This is a genomic window from Actinoplanes sp. NPDC051475 (genome assembly GCF_040689425.1).
Taxonomy (GTDB): Bacteria; Actinomycetota; Actinomycetes; order Mycobacteriales; family Micromonosporaceae; genus Actinoplanes.
Genome location: NZ_JBFAZZ010000006.1, coordinates 354,729 through 369,667 on the forward strand (window position 1 = coordinate 354,729; position 14,939 = coordinate 369,667).

The following is a 14,939-nucleotide window of genomic DNA, read 5'->3' on the forward strand; positions in this document are numbered from 1 at the left end:
GGCTGCCACGCATGGCCAGCGAGGGGGATGAGGCGCCACTTGTCGGACGTACCGACATCTTGACGTCTATCCAGGCCGATCTGCTCGCCGCCCGTCCCGGCGGCACCGCGGCGGTGTTCGTCACGGGCGAGAGCGGGGTCGGCAAGAGCCGCCTGCTGCGGGAGGCCGCCGATGCGATGCGGGCGGCCGGTGCCGCCGTGCTCTCCGGCGCCTGCCTCGACATCGGCGACGCATCCCCGCTGCACCCCGTGCTCCAGGCCCTGCGCCAGGCCGGCGCGCAGCCCGGTCCGACCGAGGCCGATCCCGCCCAGGACGGCGCGGGCGCCCTGCTCGAGCGGGTCTCCCGCGAACTGCGCTCGCTGGCCCGGGGTCGCCGGCTGCTGCTGGTCCTCGACGACCTGCAGTGGGCCGACCGGAGCACCCGGCAGATGCTGCTCTACCTGCTGGCGGGCCTCGGCGAGATCACCCTGTCGGTGCTGGCGGCGGTCCGCTCCGAGTCGCTGCACGGGGCCCACCCGCTGCGCCGCGTGCTCGCCGAGCTGCGCCGGCTGCGCTCGGTCCGCGTGGTCGATCTGGCCCCCCTCGACCAGGACGCGACCGCCGAGCTGGTGGTCGCGATCGCCGGCGACGGCGTCGCGCCGGAGGACACGGCTCGGGTGTTCAAGCGCAGCGGCGGCAACCCGTTCGTCGCTGATGAACTCGCCCGTGACCTGCGCGACGGCCGGGTGGAGCTGTCCGACACCCTGCGGGAGATCTTCCTGTCCCGCGTCGACGAGCTGCCGCAGCACGCGCACGACGTCGTGCACGCGGTCGCCGCCGGTGTCGAGCCGGTCGAGCACGCCCTGCTGGCGCGGGTGCTGCCGCTGCCCGAGGCGGAGCTGATCGAGGCGGTCCGGGCGGCCGTGGCGCATCGCTTCCTGACCAGCGCGGCGGACGGCTACCGGCTGCGCCACCAGGTCGTCGCCGAGGTGCTCGAGCACGAGGTGCTACCCGCCGAGCACGCCGCCCGGCACCGGCGCTACGCCGAGGCGCTCGAGGCTGCGCCGGGCGAGCCGGACCACGCCCGGCTGGCCCACCACTGGCAGCAGGCCGGCGAGCCGGGCCGCGCGCTGCCGTCGGTGGTCTCCGCCGCCCGCGCCGCCGAGCAGCTGTACGGCTACGCCGAGGCGTACCGCTACTGGGCCCTGGCCCTCGCCCTGACCTCGGACGACCGCCCCGAGCGCACGGAGCTGCTCGGGCACGCCGCCGAGACTGCGCACTGCTGCGGCGAGCACCAGCGGGCGCTGAGCACGCTCGAGCAGCTGGCCGCCCGCGCGGACGGCCCGGGCGTCTGCGAGATCCACCTGCGCCGGGCCCGCTACCTGGCCGCGGCCGGGCGCACCGCCACCGCCGAGATGGAGTACGAGCGCGCCCTGGCCGCACCCGAGTGCAGCCCCGCGGAGAAGGGGAGCGCAGCGGCCAACCTCGCCGAGCTGCTCGTGCACCTCGGCCGCTACGCCGATGCCGGGGTCCGCGCCCGGGAGGCCCTGGAGCTGGCCGAACGTGCCGACGGCTCGACCACCGACCTGGTCCGGGCCAGCGCGGCGCTGGGGTTCAGCCTCGCCTTCCGCGAGGATCCGGACGCCGGCCTCGCCGTGATCCGGCAGGCGGTGGAGATCGCCGAGCGCAGCGGGCATCCGGACGACATCGGCTGTGCCTACCTGCACCTGGCCGAGCTGCTCACCAACCCGCTCAACAACGTCGAGGAGGGAGTGCTGGTCGCCCGTCGCGGCGCGGAGAAGCTCGCCGCAATCGGGCAGGGCCGGACCTACCAGACCCGGCTGCTCGCCATCGCGGCGAACGGACTCTTCCGGGTGGGCCAGTGGGCCGAGGCCCGTCAGGTCCTCGACGACGCCATGCGCCACCGCCCCTCGGGCGCGGACGCTGTGGAGATCCTGCTCTCCCGGTGCCGGCTCTGGGTCGGTTTCGGCGAGCTCGAGGCCGCCGACCGGGACCTGGACGCGGCGGCCACGATCCTCGCCGGCGGCGGCGCCCGGCACGTGCTGCCGATGCTGACGCTGCGCGCCGGCCGCGCCATGTGGCAGGGCCGGCACGACGAGGCCCGGGCGGCCGTGCAGCGTGGCCTCACCGAGACCCGCTCCGACGACCTGGTGCTGCTCGCGGTGCTGGCGTGGCACGGCCTGCGTGCCGAGGCGGAGGCGCAGGCCGGGGGCGAGATCCCCATGGACCGGGCGGCGGTCCGGCGCCTGCAGACCGTGGTCGAGCGGGTGGCACGGGGTGCCGGCAACGCGGCCCCGCCGGTGCGCGCGGTCGTCGACGGCTACCTGGACCTGTGCGCCGCCGAGCTGAGCCGGATCGACGAGCGCAACGACCCGGACGTCTGGGCACGGGCCGCGCAGGCCTGGGACCGGCGCAAGCAGCCGTATCCGGCCGCCTACGCGCGGCTGCGCCAGGCCGAGGCGTCGTTCGCCCGGCGCACCCGGCGGGCCGCGGCCACGACCGCGATCCGGGAGGCGTACGCGACCGCCCGCGCGATGGGCGCCCAGCCGATGGCCACGGAGATCATCCAGGTGGCCGCGCGGGCCCGGGTCGCGCTGACCGGCGACGAGGACACGACGGTGAGCGCGGCGCCGGCCGCCGACGACGCCCTCAGCATGCTCACCGAGCGCGAACGCGAGGTGCTCGCGGCGGTCGCCGAGGGCCTCACCAACCGCGAGATCGGGCAGGCGCTGTTCATCAGCGAGCGGACGGTCGGCGTACACGTGGGCCACATCTTCGACAAGCTCCAGGTCCGCACCCGGGTCCAGGCCAGCCGGGTCTACCTCCGCGCGGCGTGACCATTCCGTTATCTAGGTGCCGGGAATACGTCGTTCTACCGATCCCTGCGTAGTCCTCCGGTGAAAGGCTGACTGTCGTTCGGGGGAGCACCGCCCGGCGGCCGGCGTCGCCGGGCGGTGCTGAAGGGCCTCCGCCGTGCAGGAGCTTGTGGAGGATCCGATGATCACCGAGTCGTCCGTGTGGGGACCGGCGCAACGGGAGATGGCCGACGTGCTGTCCGGTCACCCCGATGACGTACCGGCCGTGGTGGATCAGCTCACCAAGCTCCAGGACGTGCTGGAACGGGTGCCGCCGCTGCTGGTCAGCAACCCGCTCGCCGACTTCAACAAGCTCTACCTGACGATCACGACGTGCGTGCTCGAGCGCCTGTACGCGGGCCGCTTCGCCGATCCGGCCTTCCTCGCCCGCCTCGACGTGGAGTTCGCCGCCCGCTACTTCGACGCGCTGCGCCAATGGTCGGACATGAGCACCGGCTGCCCGAAGTCCTGGGCGGTGCTCTTCCACCGGATCCCCGGCCCGGACGCCCGCCCGCTGCCTTCCGCCGCGGCCGGCGTCAACGCGCACATCAACTACGACCTGCCGTTCGCCCTGGTCACCACGTTCGACCACCAAGAGTGCGACCCGGTGGACGACAGCGATCAGCACCACGACTACCTGCAGATCAACGACATCTTCGCCGAGCAGATCCCCGGCCTCCGGCGCGGCTACCTGGAGAAGTGGCAGTTGCTCATCGACACGATGAACGGCGACCTCGACGACTGGTGGCAGGGCGAGGTGGTGGACTACACGCGCAACGTCGCCTGGCGCAACGCGCAGAAGCTCTGGGCCGTACGCCACGATCTGCAGGCCGTGGCCCGTGAGCGGGCCCGGCTGGACCACACCGCGGAGGCGTTCGGCAGGCTACTGCTCTCGCCGATGGGGTCGATCCTGCAGTAACGGTCTTTCCTCCTGGGGGCGGGGCAGGGCCCGCGCTCGCCGGCAAACGAGCGCGGGCCCTGACCCATTGTCAGCCCTTCTTCACCACGATGAGCCGGGCCACCGACCGGTCCCCGTCCTTCTGCCCGGCCAGGCCGATCTCGGCCCCGGTCTTGAGGGCGGTGCGCTCGACGGCCTTGCGGTCCTGCACGACGCGGAGCTTGTCGCCGAACGTCCACGTCTGGGCGAAGCCGTCGGTGGACTTGACGCTCACCGTCTGCGCGTCCACCGCGGTGACGGTGCCGCGCTGGACGGTGATCGTCTTGACCCCGTCCTTGCCCTGCACGGTGACCTCGCCGTGCAGGGTGTTCTTGCGCAGGTGCTTGCGGAGCCCGGGCCGCCGCTGCTTCGGCTCGGCCGAGGAGGAGGGGGACGGGGCCGCCTCGGCCTCCAGGCCGACGGTGGTGAGCGCGTACGCCTCGTCGGTGAGGTTCGTGGCGGGCGTGCCGGCGCCGCATCCCGTCAGCCCGAGGGAAGCGGCGAGGCCCAGCGTGGTCAGGGTCAGCGCGATACGGGTACGTGTCATGCCGCTCAGCGTCCGCCCGTACCGCTCGAACCGGATCAGGGTCATGTTCGGGTCGTGTAAGGGAGTGTCACCGTGAACATCGCCCCGCCCTCCGGCGAATGCCCGGCCTCGATGCCGCCGCCCAGCCGGGTCACCAGGCGCGCGGCCAGGGCCAGCCCGAGGCCGCTGCCGGTCTTGCGGACGTGGCGGTAGCGCTGCTGCAGCGCGCCCCGCTGGAACGCCACCGCGAGGTCCTCGTCGGCCAGGCCGGGTCCGCCGTCGCGAATCTCCACGATGCCGCCGCGCTCCCCCGCCCGGACCGCCAGCACGAGCGGCGCCCCCGCCGGCACCACCCGCAGTGCGTTCTCGCAGAGCCCGTCAACGACCTGGCGGATCCGGTCCGGGTCGGTGTCCACGGTCACCGGCGCCGGCGGGAGTTCGACGCGGAGTCGCGGACCGTCGGGGACGCAGCGTGGCTCCCACGCCTCCCCCGCGGCGCTCACCAGCTCCACCAGATCGACGGGGACGACCGTGACGGGCAGGTCCGCGGCCTCCAGGCGGGAGAGGACGAGCAGGTCGGAGATGAGCCGCTCGAGCCGGTCGGCCTCGGCCAGCATGGTGGCCCCGGCCCGGGCCGCGCCGTCCTCCGCGACGACACCGTCGGCGAGCGCCTCGGCGTACCCGCGGATGGTGGCCAGGGGCGTCCGGAGCTCGTGGGAGACCGACAGCAGGAAGTCCCGCTCCCGGCCCTCGCTGATCTGCAGTGCCGCGCCGAGCTGGTTGAGCGCCGCGGCGAGTTCGGCGGCCTCGGCCGGCGGCCGGACCGCGAGGCGCACCGATCTGTCCCCCGCCGCCAGGCGCCCGGCCGCCAGCGCCGCCTGCCGCAGCGGCCGGGCGGTGAAGTGGGCGAGCAGGGCGCCGGCGCCGACGCCGCCCAGCAACCCGGCGAGCAGGGCGACCCACACCCCGCTGAGCACCCGGGCGGCGGTGCCGGACACCGCGTCCCGGATGAGCACGACCCCGCTGTCGTTGCCGCGCAGCGGGCGCCCGGCGATCAGCACCGCGTGGCCGGCGACCCGGCCCCTGGTGTCGACGACGGCACCGGCCGCCACCTGGGTGACGACCTGCGCCGGCAGGCCCGCACGGTCGGCGACCCCCCGGCGGATCAGGTAGACGTCGATGCCGTCCTGCCGCAGCCGGTCCACGATCCGCTCCCGCGCGGCGGGGCGCTCGGTGGTGAGCAGCTCCACGGCCAGGGCGGACTTCTCCACCAGCTCGGCGCGGGCGCCGTTGTTGGCCGTACGAACCGCGATCGGCAGCGCCACCATCGCGGTGATGATCACGGCGACGACCGCGGTGGCGGCGGTGACCAGGACGGTCCGCCCGGCGAGGGTGGCGAAGAACCTACGCATCGGCGGTGTAGCCGACCCCGCGCACGGTGCGGATCAGGCCGGCCGCCGGCCCCAGCTTGGCGCGTACCTGGGCTACGTGCACGTCGACCGTACGGGTGCCGGCGTGCGACGCGTACCCCCAGACGCCGGCCAGCAGCTCCTCGCGGGTGAAGACCCGCCCGGGCCGGTTCAGCAGGTGGCCCAGCAGGTCGAACTCGGTCGGCGTCAGGGCCAGCGGCGCCCCGTCGACGGTGACCTGCCGGCGGGAAGGGTCCAGCACCACCGGCCCGAGGGTGCGTACCCGGCCGCCGTCGGGCGGCCCGGCGGCCCGGCGCAGCAGCGCCCGCACCCGCGCCACGAGTTCGCGCGGGCTGAACGGCTTGGTCATGTAGTCGTCGCCGCCGAGCTCGAGGCCGAGGATCCGGTCGACCTCGTCGTCGCGGGCGGTGAGGAAGACCACCGGAGTCCAGTCGCCGTCCTCCCGCAGCTTGCGACAGATCTCCGTGCCCTCCATGCCGGGCAGGGCGATGTCGAGGACGCAGGCCACCGGCCGCATGCGGCGCGCGGCGGCCAGCCCCGCGGCGCCGTCGTGCTCGACGTGCACGCCGAAGCCGTCGCGGGTCAGGTACATCCGGACGAGGTCGGCGATGGGCCGCTCGTCCTCGACGACCAGGACGAGCCCCTTGGCCGGTACGTCGCTCACGGCCCCATTCTGCCTGTGCCGGCCCGGCGTCATTGTTCGGATCGTGTACGGGTTGCCGGCGGCGGGGCCCACCCGCCGCCGGCGCCTCGGATCACGCGTTCTGCCAGAGTCCGATCAGGTTGCCCTCGGTGTCGCGGACGTACGCCGAGAAGCCCATGTCGCCCACGGGCTGCCGGCCGATCTCGACCTTGCCGCCGAGCTTCTCGATCCGGGCCAGGCTGTCGTCCAGGTCCTCGACCCCGATGGTGATCACCGGCGCGGTGATCGCACCCTGCCGGGCCAGCATGCCGCCGTTGATCCCGCCGACCTCACCGGGCCGCCCGTTCTCGTCGGTCGCCGTGGTGGTGACCAGCGTGTAGCCCATGCCGGGCATCGACGCCAGCTGCCAGCCGAAGGCCTCGCGGTAGAAGCCGTGTGCGCGCTCGGCATCGTCGAACGGCACCTCGAAGTGGACCACCTTGTCCATCGCCCCTCCTCAAGGGTTGTCTGCCCGGCTGACGCTAGTCCTCTCAGCCCCCGGTAGACGCCAAGCTCCCACAGCGAATATCCGTACCCGGTGGCCCGGACCGTGCCGTTCACCCGGACGTACCGGCCCGAGCCGTTGAGGTCGAGGCTGTCGAAGCCGCCGTTGCCGCTGCTCGTGCTGTAGACGGTGGTCCAGCTGGAACCGTTGTCCGAGAGCTGGATCGTGTACGCCTTCGCGTACGCGTTCTCCCACGCGAGCTGCACATGGTCGAATGACTGCACCGAGCCCAGGTCCACCTCGAGCCACGCGGTCTCGACCCACTCGCTGGCCCACCGGGTGCCGTAGTCGCCGTCCACCGCGTACGACGGCAGCTGCGGCCCGTTCGTCCCGGTCGGCTGGTACGACGAGGCGGTGACCGTCCGGCCCCGGGCCAGGTTGGTGCCCGGCACGGTCGGTGGCACCACCCGGAACGAGCGCTGCTCGATGCCCACGTTGCCGTGGCCGTCGTACGCGTACACATAGACCTTCCAGACCCCGAGCTGCTCCGGAGCGCGAGCGGTGAACGAGCCGTTGCCGTTGTCGGTGAAGACCACGGTGGTGAGGCCGGTGTTGCCGGTCATGTGCTTGTCCGAGTACATGAGGTTGTAGCGGATCAGGTCACCGTTCGGGTCGCTCGCCGCCGTGGTGATCGTGAACGTGCCGCCCGCGGGCACCGCGGTCTGGTTGCTCACCGTCATCGACGTGATCTCCGGCGGCGTGTTCGCCGACGCCTGCCCGGTGTACGCCTGCCGCAGCGCGTGGTAGCCGAGCCGCCGCCAGCCGCCGGTGAAGGTGTTGAGCCACACCCCGCCGAAGTCGTTCTCGAGCCCGTAGTGGAACTCGGTCGCGCCCAGCGCCACGCCCGGGTGCGCCTTGATGGCGTTCCAGCTGCTCGTGTACCCGGCGCGCTTCTGCAGGTCGGTCGGCTCGGTCGGCACGCCGTTGACGTCCGCGGGCACCTCCCACTCGCCGGCCGGCCCGCCCTCGGTGACGATGTACGGCTTGGTGTACCCACCGTTGATCCAGTCCTGTTTGACGGTGCCGATCGCCCCGTACGAGTTCACGGCGAGCAGGTCCAGGTGCGGCGCGTACTGCTTGTAGTACGGCCAGGCCCCGGTGTACGCGTCGGTCGACGTGACCGGGTGGTTCGGGTCGGCCGCGTGGATCGCCTGGGCGACCTCGTCGACGAACTTCGCATAGCCGACGCGCCGCGCCTCGACCTCGGCGGCGGACAGCCCGTGGTCCTGCATGGTCAGGATGACCTCGTTGCCGACGTCCCACAGCAGCACGCCCTGCCGGTTCTTGAGGGCGTTGACCCGGGCGACGATCTCCGCCTTCACGGCGTTCTTGTACGTGGTGTCGTTGACGTAGTCGGCGCCCTGGTTGAGCCAATGCCCGACGATGACCTTGAGGCCCTGCTGCGCGGCGCGATCGAGCAGCGTCGGCGTGCCCGCGTCGTCCACGCCCCAGATGCGGATCGTGTTGACACCCATGGACTTCAGGTCGCGTAGGTAGCCGTCGGCCGCGGCCTGCGGTGGGCCGTAGGTCAGACCCTTGATCTCGTACGGCGACCCGTCGACGCTGAGCTGCCAGTTGCCCTGCGTACCGGTGACCCGCACGGTCGACGCCCCGCCGGGGGTGGCCGGATCCGTCATGGCCGCGGGCGTGGTGCCGGTGGCCCGCGCGACCGTGACGGAGTCGACGGACAGCACGCCTCCCGAGGTGGTCTCCGGTGCCGGCGTGGTGAAGCCCGCGACCGCGTTCGGCAGCGAACCGCCGACGGCCAGGTCGAAGCGCAGGAAGAAACCGTGGTGCACGGCGGCGTTCCACGCGGTGACGCCGACCTGCGACTCGCGCACGACCCAGGTCTGCCGCCCGTCGAGGGAGAAGCGGATCTCCTCGTCGGTCTTCGTCCGGTCGATCACCTGGGTGTACTCGTGGTAGCCGGTCTGGCAGCCGGCGCAGCTCGCGAACCCGCTCGCCCGGCCGTTGTACTCGGCGCACGGGCCGTCGGGCGCGGTGCCGCAATGCAGGGTCTGCGACAGCTGGCTGCGCCCGTTGACGTCGGTCATGATGTCCGTCTCGCCCACGCCGGGCCAGTTGGTGTAGTTGCCGCGGTACGCCGCGCCCGTGGCACGGAAGCCGGGCCAGTAGCCGAGCCCGTTCGCGACGTCGGGCTGTCTCAGGACGGCGCTGAACTTCAGCAACTCGCCGGGGCGCGGCTCGAAGTCGGTGCGCTGGGTCTCGATGCGCCCGGAGGTCCACTTGCCGGCGCTGTCGCGGATGGCTTTGATCGCGAGCTTTCCGGCGCCGTCGAGGGCGACGTTGGCGGTGGAGTCCGTCGCGGTCTCGACCTCGCCGGTGCCCCAGTTGGCGGCGCCGCCGGGATACTGCGTGCCGGTCCGCAGCAGCCAGTTGGCGGAAGTGGGCGAGGTGTTCGCGTGGCCGGTGAAGTCGTCGGTCCAGACGGTGGTCCAGGAGTCGGCCGGCGGCGTCGTGCCGGTCGTGCCGTAGACCTTGAACTCCCACAGCGAATAGCCGTAGCCGGTGCCGCGGGTGGTGCCGTAGAGCCGGACGTAGCGACCCGAGCCGCTCACGGTGAGCGTCTCAGTGCCTCCTGCACCGGTGGTGGTGCTGTAGACGTCGGTCCAGGAGGTGCCGTCCGCGCTGGTCTGGATCTTGTACGCCCGCCCGTACGCGGTCTCCCACTGGAGCACGACCTGGGTGAGCGTGGCGGTGGCGCCGAGGTCCACGCGGATCCACTGGGGATCGGCGAACTGGCTGGACCACCGCGTGCCGGGATTGCCGTCGAAGGCGTTGGCCGGGACGACGTCGTTGCCCTCCTGCGAGGAGGCGAGCGCGGGCTTGCCCTGCGACAGCAGGGTGTCGGCGGCGTGCGCGGTCAGCTGCGCGAAGCCGAGGTACGCGGCGACGACGGCCAGCACGACGACGGGCGCGAGCCGGCGCAGGACCCGCCGGGAGGGGATGCGGGGATGAAGCGGTGGCGCCTGGGGATGCACGGGAACTCCTGACGATCGGGGATGGAGTCACGGGGGCGGGAGAGCGCTTTCCAGAGCTTGCGTTCGCTTTTCACTGTTGTCAATGGAAAGATTGACACCGGAAGAAAGGTCGGCCGAGACTCACCGTGTGCTTTCCCCATTCCCCCGCACGGCCCGATTCCTGCTCGGGGCCGCCATGGTCACCGGGCTCTGCGCCTGCGACAGCGCGCCCACCCCGATTACGCCCCCTCCCGTTACCGCCTCTCCCGTGTCCTTCGGCGGCACCGACCTCGCCTGGGTCGAACTCACCATCGCGATGGACGAGGAGCTGCTGCCGCTGCTGGCACTGGCGCCGGCCAACGGCGCGGACGCCCGGCTCAAGGAGCTGTTCGCCCAGGTCAGCGCGGTCCATGAGCGCGAGCTGGCCGGCCTGCGCGGGCTGCACGACCAGGCCCGGCTCCCGGCCGAGAACCCGCACAAGGGCATGCCGATGCCCGGAATGGTGAGCCCGGAGCAGGTCACCGAGGCGGCCGCGACCCGTGGCCCGGCGTTCGACACCCTCGTCGTGCGGCACCTCACGGCGCACCTCGAGCAGGGTGTGAAGCTGGCCGAGAGCGAGCGCGGATCCGGCGTGGAACCGCAGACCCGGGCCCTTGCAGAACAGGTGCTCAAGAATCGGCGAACGTTTCTGACAGAGCTCCGGAAATTCGCCTGAGAATTACTGTTATCCGGACCCCGTTCCGGGGGTCCGGACACGACGTCACGGAAGTTCGTAGTTCTCGTTCAATGCCGCCCCGCGGTCGGGCTTGTACTGATCGAAGCCGCGCGGGTCGCACTGCAGCCCGCCGTTGATGCAGTGCGTGACGAGCGCCCGCAGTGTCGGCGCGTCCCACGCGTTGTAGAAGTCGTAGTGGAACGAGTAGCCCCGCCCGCTCGCCAGCCGCACGTTCGCCATGCTCCCGCTGACCGGGAAGGCCATCTTGAACTCGATCATCGGTACGGCAACGGGGTGGCTCGCCGGGCAGACGCCGATCACCGGGTACGCCATGTGGCTCTTGTGATCCGGGGTGTCGAGGTGGAGGCCGTCCCAGCAGCTCGGCGCCTGGTAGCGGATGTTGAGCTGGCTGCCCGCCACGCAGGACGCCGGGAAGTCCCAGTTGCGGACGCTGTCACCGCACTCCCAGCCCTCCACGGCACCGGGGGCGTTGCGGAACTCGTCCAGAGTGGCCGAGGGGCTGCCGACCACGTACCGCAGGCCGGGCGGGGACGGGCGCACGCTGCGGTAGTCGATCACGCCGCTCTTGTAGTAGATGACCTGCCGTCCGACCGGCTGCACGGCGGTATCGCCGTTGAGCAGCGTCGGCATCCAATAGCCGGTCTTGTCCCCCGGCGTGATGCACGAGGTCTGACCGGCCTGGAGGCTCGCCAGCGTGGTGGCAGCGTTCGTGGTGGTGTTGCCCATGAACGTGTGCGAATGCGAGGCACCCGGCAGGCTCGGGAAGACGATCGGGTCGTCGGGCAGGTTCGAGCGGCTCACCGAGCAGTTCGCCTGGAACTCGTGGTGCGTGGTGGGCGGGTTCGTCGCCGGCGGTACGGCCGTGGACGGCACGACCCCGGTGACCGGCGGATCCGCCAGGACGTAGCCGTCCCCCGAGGACGGCGGGGTGTTCGCCAGGGAGCCGTACACCTTGAACTCGAAGAGGGAGTAGCCGTAGTCGGTGCCGCGCTGGGTGCCGTACATGCGGACGTAGCGGCCGGCGCCGGCGACGTTCAGCGTCTGGGTGCCGCCGGTGCCGGCGGTCGTGCTGTAGATGCTGGTCCAGGCGTTGCCGTCCGGGCTGGTCTGGATTTGGAAGGCCTTCGCGTACGCGGTCTCCCACTGCAGGACGACCTGGGTGACGGTCGCCGTGCCGCCGAGGTCGACGCGGAGCCACTGCGGGTCGGACCACTGGCTGCCCCACCGGGTGTCGGCGCGGCCGTCGACCGCCGCGGCCGCGGGCGACTCGCCGTTCTCCAGCGACGACGCGAGCGCAGGCCGGCCCTGCGACAACAGGGTGTCCGCGGCGTGTGCCTGCTGGATGCCGGCCGCCAGCAGGGAACCGGCCAGCACGGCGGCGCCGAGGGGGGCGACCAGCCCTCCGAGCTTCCTTCTCGTGGTTCTCATGGGTGTTCTCCAGGGGATGAGGGAACGGGACGCACCGGCGACCGGACAGCTCGCGAGCTGCGGGGATCGACCTCGGAGCGTGGAGAGCGCTTTCCGAAGTCATACGCCGAGGCGGCGTGGCCGTCAATACGCGCGCCTGTTTCCGGGCACTTCTTGCCCAAAACGCTTCTCATGGGAGAGCGCTTTCCGGCTGTGCTATAAATGCCCCATGCAGACTCGGAACGTCGCCCTATGACCACCACGGGCGGGCGCGTACCCGTGGGCGAACGCTTGCCGACGCTGGAGGACGTCGCCCGGATCGCCGGCGTCTCCCGGGCGACCGCCTCCCGCGTCATCAACGGGATCCGCAACGTCGACCCCCAGCTGCACGAGCTGGTGTGGGAAGCGGTCGGGCGGACCGGCTACGTGCCGAACCGCCTCGCCCGCTCGCTGGTGACCCGGCGCACCGGCACGATCGCCCTGGTGGTGTCCGACTCCGAGAGCCACGACGACGACCCGTTCATGGGCCGTTTCTTCGCCGACCCGTACTTCGGCCGGGTCGTCGGAGGCCTGATGAGCGTGCTGCGCGCCGCCGGGATCCAGCTGGCGCTGCAGATCGTCGGCACCGAGGAGCAGCGCACCCGGCTTGTCGGCGATCTGCGCCACGGCCAGGCGGACGGGGTCATCGTGCTCTCCCTGCCCGGCCACGACCCGCTGCCCCGGATGCTCACCGACGCCGGCGTGCCCGCCGTGATGATCGGGCGCCCGGCGGACCCCGTACCGATCAACTATGTGGACCTGGCCAACGACACCGGCGCCGGCCTCGCCGCCGACCACCTGGTCGCGCGCGGCTGCCGGCTCGTCGGCATGATCGCGGGCCCGGCCGACGTGCCGGCGAGCAGCGACCGCATCGCCGGCTTCCGCCGGTCCATGGCCCGGCACGGGCATGCCTGGGTGCCCCAGTCCTCCGGCAACTTCACCCAGGAGAGCGGCGAGACCGCGATGCGCGCACTGCTGGCCGACCACCCGGAGGTCGACGGCGTCTTCGTCGCCAACGACCTGATGGCGCTCGGCGCCCTGGCTGCCCTGCGCGACGCGCGCCGCGAGGTGCCCGGGGACGTCGCAGTGGTCGGCTTCGACGACAGCAGCGCCGCGACGGCGGCCGAGCCGGCCCTGACCACGGTCCGCCATCCGCTGGAGGACATGGCGGCCGAGGCGGCCCGGCTCCTCATGACGCGCATCGACGACCCGGGCATGCGGGTGTCGTCGGTGATCTACGAGCCGAGCCTGGTGCTGCGCCGGTCGGCCTGAGTCCGTCCGAGGCCGGCAGCCGGAAGCCGCACGTCCGAGCCGGCAGCCGGAATCCGTCCTTCAGGGGCCGGCCGCCGGGAAACCGATGCTCTTCGCGATCCCCGCCGGCCCGCCTGACGTCACCGCTTCGACCCGCGATGGCCGGGCCGGCGCTCTTCCGCAGGCCCGCTTCCTGCTGCGGGCGGTCCATGGGCATCCCGCCGCCGGCCGGCGAGGCAGTCCCTGGGATCAGTGCTCCTTCTTGATGACGGAGTAGGACCCGCGAATCGTTCCGGCCAGCTTCGACTTCTGCCGGGCGAATTTGAAGGCCCCGACTCGAGGTGGGGTCGGCGTATTCGGCAAAGGCGCGCGGTCGTGGCCACGGGCAGGCTTTCCGGACCCCCTCACGACTTCGTCCGGCTGTGCATCGCCCTGCCGGAGCGACGACGCACCCTTGATCAGGGGTGGGGGGCGACGCGGACGGGATGTCGTGGGCCGAGGAGACTAGTTTTACTCGGATGAGTCTCCTTGATGACGTGGCGAAGCGTGACGGCTGGCGATGCTGGGTGTGCGACGAGCCAGTCGATGCTGACATGTCGGTGAACGACCCCCGTGGCCCGAGCGTCGACAGTCGCACCGCCGACAAGAAGGCCAAGGTCGCCGAGCGGCTCGCGCACCGTGCCTGCAACACCCGCAAGGGCGCAGTCAAGGTGGTCATCGCCTGGCCGGACCGTCTGCACGTGGTGGAGCCCGCGCCGCTGATCACCGTTGCCGAGCGCCTCGAACGCAAGGGAGGCCGCGAGCTGGTCGCCCGCTGCCCGAGCAAGAAGGACGCCCAGGAGGCGGCGGACTGGCTGGTCGACCGGTTCTCCCGGTTGATGCCCGGACTGCCGGTGACCGCAAGCGTCGACGCGGGCGGCGGCCAGTTCCTCGTCGCCCTGGCCGCGGGCCGCCGCTGACCCAGGGGCAGCGCGGATAGGCACCTCCGGCGACCTCTACCTCTGTGAGGTACTGCTCGACGCCCGGGCAGGTGGCCGACGAACGTACCCGGGCCGGGGCCGCTCTGGCCGCCGAGCAGGACCGACTGCTGGCCGCGGCTTGGACCGCGATGAGCGGCGCGGCCTTCGGGCGCCGGGCGATGCTGGACGGCATCGTCGCCGGTGACGACATCGAGCGCCGGGTGCGCGCCGGTCGCTTCGTGGCACAGCACGCGGTTGCCCCAGCGAAGCACCTACCTCTGGCGGATGATCACCCGCGGCGCCCTGAATACCACCCCGCGCGCCTGGCTGGGCCAGGTCACGCTGCTGCCTCTCGACATCTCCTGCGAGGCTCCCGACGTCACGCTCGACGAGCACGTCGCCGCGCGCTGGACCCAGAAGGCCCAGGAGGCACGGCGCTCCGCCGCGGCCGAGCCTGAGCTGGAGGACTCCACCGTGGTGGGTCTGTCCCCGCTGCACCGCCAGGACGACGGTTTCCTTCAGGTATGGTGCATCCTCCCGGCCCGAGCGGCTCCAGCCGGTGCGGGTGCGCTGCACTCCCACGCCTTTGCCTGGCCCCGTCTCGTGGTTGCGACGGGCACCCGGTGAGGGT

The 14,939-nt window shown here is 72.3% G+C and carries 11 protein-coding genes and 1 pseudogene; 6 read left to right on the plus strand and 6 right to left on the minus strand.

Annotation, left to right across the window (positions count from 1 at the left end):
- Nucleotides 1–11: 11 nt before the first annotated feature.
- Nucleotides 12–2,837: an AAA family ATPase gene (locus tag AB0368_RS15485; RefSeq protein WP_366154513.1), complete on the plus strand. Its 2,826-nt coding sequence runs from the start codon at nucleotides 12–14 to the stop codon at nucleotides 2,835–2,837.
- 160 nt (nucleotides 2,838–2,997) lie between these two features.
- Nucleotides 2,998–3,774 carry a DUF5995 family protein gene (locus AB0368_RS15490; protein ID WP_366154593.1) on the plus strand — a complete coding sequence of 259 codons (777 nt, stop codon included), beginning with the start codon at nucleotides 2,998–3,000 and terminating at the stop codon, nucleotides 3,772–3,774.
- 70 nt (nucleotides 3,775–3,844) lie between these two features.
- Here the strand turns inward: AB0368_RS15490 and AB0368_RS15495 are convergent, their stop codons facing one another.
- The 5 genes and pseudogenes from AB0368_RS15495 to AB0368_RS15515 form a co-directional block, all read right to left on the minus strand.
- Nucleotides 3,845–4,339 carry a hypothetical protein gene (locus tag AB0368_RS15495; RefSeq protein WP_366154594.1) on the minus strand — a complete coding sequence of 165 codons (495 nt, stop codon included), beginning with the start codon at nucleotides 4,337–4,339 and terminating at the stop codon, nucleotides 3,845–3,847.
- Between the two features lie 41 nt (nucleotides 4,340–4,380).
- Nucleotides 4,381–5,730: a HAMP domain-containing sensor histidine kinase gene (locus AB0368_RS15500; protein WP_366154514.1), complete on the minus strand. Its 1,350-nt coding sequence runs from the start codon at nucleotides 5,728–5,730 to the stop codon at nucleotides 4,381–4,383.
- Nucleotides 5,723–6,445: a response regulator transcription factor gene (locus AB0368_RS15505; RefSeq protein ID WP_366154515.1), complete on the minus strand. Its 723-nt coding sequence runs from the start codon at nucleotides 6,443–6,445 to the stop codon at nucleotides 5,723–5,725. The genes AB0368_RS15500 and AB0368_RS15505 overlap by 8 nt, the downstream gene beginning before the upstream one ends.
- 58 nt (nucleotides 6,446–6,503) lie before the next feature.
- Nucleotides 6,504–6,878: a VOC family protein gene (locus AB0368_RS15510; protein WP_366154516.1), complete on the minus strand. Its 375-nt coding sequence runs from the start codon at nucleotides 6,876–6,878 to the stop codon at nucleotides 6,504–6,506.
- A 50-nt stretch (nucleotides 6,879–6,928) separates the two neighbouring features.
- Nucleotides 6,929–9,937, minus strand: a pseudogene (locus AB0368_RS15515) (discoidin domain-containing protein); the annotation flags it as partial.
- 127 nt (nucleotides 9,938–10,064) lie between these two features.
- Here AB0368_RS15515 and AB0368_RS15520 point away from each other — a divergent pair.
- On the plus strand, nucleotides 10,065–10,631 hold the full coding sequence (locus AB0368_RS15520; RefSeq protein ID WP_366154517.1) for a DUF305 domain-containing protein: 567 nt from the start codon (nucleotides 10,065–10,067) through the stop codon (nucleotides 10,629–10,631).
- Between the two features lie 45 nt (nucleotides 10,632–10,676).
- On the opposite strand, the gene AB0368_RS15525 is transcribed toward AB0368_RS15520, so the two are convergent.
- Nucleotides 10,677–12,080 carry a DUF1996 domain-containing protein gene (locus AB0368_RS15525; protein WP_366154518.1) on the minus strand — a complete coding sequence of 468 codons (1,404 nt, stop codon included), beginning with the start codon at nucleotides 12,078–12,080 and terminating at the stop codon, nucleotides 10,677–10,679.
- 231 nt (nucleotides 12,081–12,311) lie between these two features.
- Here AB0368_RS15525 and AB0368_RS15530 point away from each other — a divergent pair, with 231 nt between their 5' ends.
- The 3 genes from AB0368_RS15530 (at nucleotide 12,312) to AB0368_RS15540 (ending at nucleotide 14,935) form a co-directional block, all read left to right on the plus strand.
- The gene (locus AB0368_RS15530) at nucleotides 12,312–13,370 is read left to right on the plus strand and encodes a LacI family DNA-binding transcriptional regulator (RefSeq protein WP_366154519.1); all 1,059 of its coding nucleotides are present in this window, start codon (nucleotides 12,312–12,314) and stop codon (nucleotides 13,368–13,370) included.
- Nucleotides 13,371–13,867: 497 nt separating this feature from the next.
- Nucleotides 13,868–14,308, plus strand: coding sequence for a hypothetical protein (locus AB0368_RS15535; RefSeq protein ID WP_366154520.1), 441 nt, complete (start codon nucleotides 13,868–13,870; stop codon nucleotides 14,306–14,308).
- A gap of 255 nt (nucleotides 14,309–14,563) precedes the next feature.
- Nucleotides 14,564–14,935, plus strand: a complete 372-nt coding sequence (locus tag AB0368_RS15540) for a hypothetical protein (RefSeq protein WP_366154521.1) — start codon at nucleotides 14,564–14,566, stop codon at nucleotides 14,933–14,935.
- The last annotated feature ends 4 nt before the right edge of the window (nucleotides 14,936–14,939 follow it).

What these genes read in the sequence shown, in the direction of transcription:
- AB0368_RS15535 (WP_366154520.1), top strand. Translation starts at nt 13,868, where the DNA reads ATGAGTCTCCTTGATGACGTGGCGAAGCGTGACGGCTGGCGATGCTGG.
- AB0368_RS15495 (WP_366154594.1), bottom strand. Translation starts at nt 4,339, where the DNA reads ATGACACGTACCCGTATCGCGCTGACCCTGACCACGCTGGGCCTCGCC.
- AB0368_RS15505 (WP_366154515.1), bottom strand. Translation starts at nt 6,445, where the DNA reads ATGACGCCGGGCCGGCACAGGCAGAATGGGGCCGTGAGCGACGTACCG.
- AB0368_RS15490 (WP_366154593.1), top strand. Translation starts at nt 2,998, where the DNA reads ATGATCACCGAGTCGTCCGTGTGGGGACCGGCGCAACGGGAGATGGCC.
- AB0368_RS15525 (WP_366154518.1), bottom strand. Translation starts at nt 12,080, where the DNA reads ATGAGAACCACGAGAAGGAAGCTCGGAGGGCTGGTCGCCCCCCTCGGC.
- AB0368_RS15510 (WP_366154516.1), bottom strand. Translation starts at nt 6,878, where the DNA reads ATGGACAAGGTGGTCCACTTCGAGGTGCCGTTCGACGATGCCGAGCGC.
- AB0368_RS15530 (WP_366154519.1), top strand. Translation starts at nt 12,312, where the DNA reads ATGACCACCACGGGCGGGCGCGTACCCGTGGGCGAACGCTTGCCGACG.
- AB0368_RS15485 (WP_366154513.1), top strand. Translation starts at nt 12, where the DNA reads ATGGCCAGCGAGGGGGATGAGGCGCCACTTGTCGGACGTACCGACATC.
- AB0368_RS15500 (WP_366154514.1), bottom strand. Translation starts at nt 5,730, where the DNA reads ATGCGTAGGTTCTTCGCCACCCTCGCCGGGCGGACCGTCCTGGTCACC.